Origin of the sequence: Streptomyces sp. NPDC005281, from assembly GCF_040607495.1 — a bacterium.
Classification (GTDB): Bacteria; Actinomycetota; Actinomycetes; order Streptomycetales; family Streptomycetaceae; genus Streptomyces.
Map to the genome: position 1 here is coordinate 1 of NZ_JBEXGX010000098.1, position 1,544 is coordinate 1,544.

Annotated in this window: 1 protein-coding gene; it reads right to left on the reverse strand. The window is 69.8% G+C overall.

Annotated elements, in window-relative coordinates:
• Positions 1-34: 34 nt before the first annotated feature.
• Positions 35-1,462 (reverse strand): IS701 family transposase, encoded by a 1,428-nt coding sequence (locus tag ABZV42_RS42195; protein WP_356057560.1) that lies wholly within the window; start codon positions 1,460-1,462, stop codon positions 35-37.
• Positions 1,463-1,544 lie beyond the last annotated feature (82 nt).

Here is a 1,544-nt window from a genome sequence, read left to right on the forward strand (position 1 = left end):
CCTAGCGGTGGTTTGTTAGGCCGGGGAGTAGAGATCAAGTGGGTGGCCTGCGCCGACGGCGTTGATCAGGGCTTGGAGTTCGGGTGGCGGGGGTGCGTTCGTCCAGGCTCGCCAGCAACGTTGGAGGGTGGTCCAGGGGTCGAGCCAGGCCCGGACGGCGCGGATCGCCTTGGGCCAGCTGGCCGGATGGGGCTGGTGGGTTCCGCTTGGGCCCCCTCTCAGCCGGTCCCGCTGTCGGCGTGGCAGTCGGCGGGACCGCTGGGACGACGACGGGCTCACGGTCTGGGGGTCGGGCGAACCAGGTGTCCCAGCAGAACGAGAACGCGCAGGTGACCAGGGTCTGGTGGCGGCGGATTGCGATGTCGGAACGGACCTGGAAGTCGGCCCACCCGAGTTCGTCCTTGACCTGCTTGTAGCTCTGCTCGATCCAGTGTCGGATGCCGTAGACCCGTACGACTTCGTGCAGGTCGGCGGCGGGTTCGGGGCTGTCGGCCTCGCGGGGGCCGCCGGGACGGGGCAGGTCGGTGGCCAGGTACCAGGTGGCCTGCACGGGCAGTGTGTCCGGGTCCGCTGTGGCCACGACCAGGCGGACGTTTCCGTCGGGTCCCCACCAGCCGAGGTGGGCGTCGGCGGCCCACCAGGTCTCGGTGTGCCCGTCGCGGAAGGTCCGCTCTACGGCGGTCCAGTCGCCTGGGTGCTCGGGGTCCGTCCAGGTCAGGGCACCGGCGGCGTCGGCGGGGGTGTAGGCGTCCTTGCCGTAGGACCAGGTGCCGTGGCTCGGCTTGAGGGCCATGACGAACGGCAGTCCCGCCGCGGCGAGTTGTCTACGGAAGCCGTCCTGGTCGCCGTAGGCGCAGTCGGCGGCCACGGCTCGGAAGGCCGCTCCGGCGGCCTTGGCTGTGCGGGCCAGTTCGGCGGCGATCTGCAGTTTCGTGCGAAATCCGGGATCGCTCTTGCCCTTGGGGAAGTGATGGGCGGGGCTGTAGGGCACGGCGTGCAGCGGGTAGTAGAGGTTCTCGTCGGCCCAGCAGGTGGTCACAGTGACGATGCCATTGTCGGTCTTGCCCAGCCGGCCCAGCCACTGCCGGCCGATGTGCGCGGTCGCTTTTCCGTCCTTGCGGTCTCCCGAGTCGTCGATCACCAGCACCCCGCCAGGGTGCGGCGTGGTCGCGGGATCGGCCAGCAGCAGTGCCACCCTGCGGGCGTTGACCTGCTCGTGGTCCCACGTCGACTCGGACAGGAAGAACTGCAGCCGCTGCACCGAAGCATGTTGGGCACCTACGATGGGTTCGGTGCCGGCCAGGCAGGTCAGCGTCTTGTTGCGGTCTCGCGGCAGCAGCAGCCCCGCGAGGTACTCGCGGAACCCGCGGCGCTGTGCCAGCGTGGAGAACAGGTCATCGAAGCGTGCGGCGTAGGCTTCCAGCGGGCCCGGAGCGGGCGGACACGGCACACGGCGGGTCATCACAGCTCCCAGGCGGCGAGGCAACGTTCCTCTGCTACCGGCCTACTACCGCCCTGACCCGCTGTCAACAAACCACCGCTAG

Bases quoted from the DNA above. Each gene is read 5' to 3' on its own strand.
- ABZV42_RS42195 (WP_356057560.1), bottom strand. From the start codon at position 1,462: ATGACCCGCCGTGTGCCGTGTCCGCCCGCTCCGGGCCCGCTGGAAGCC.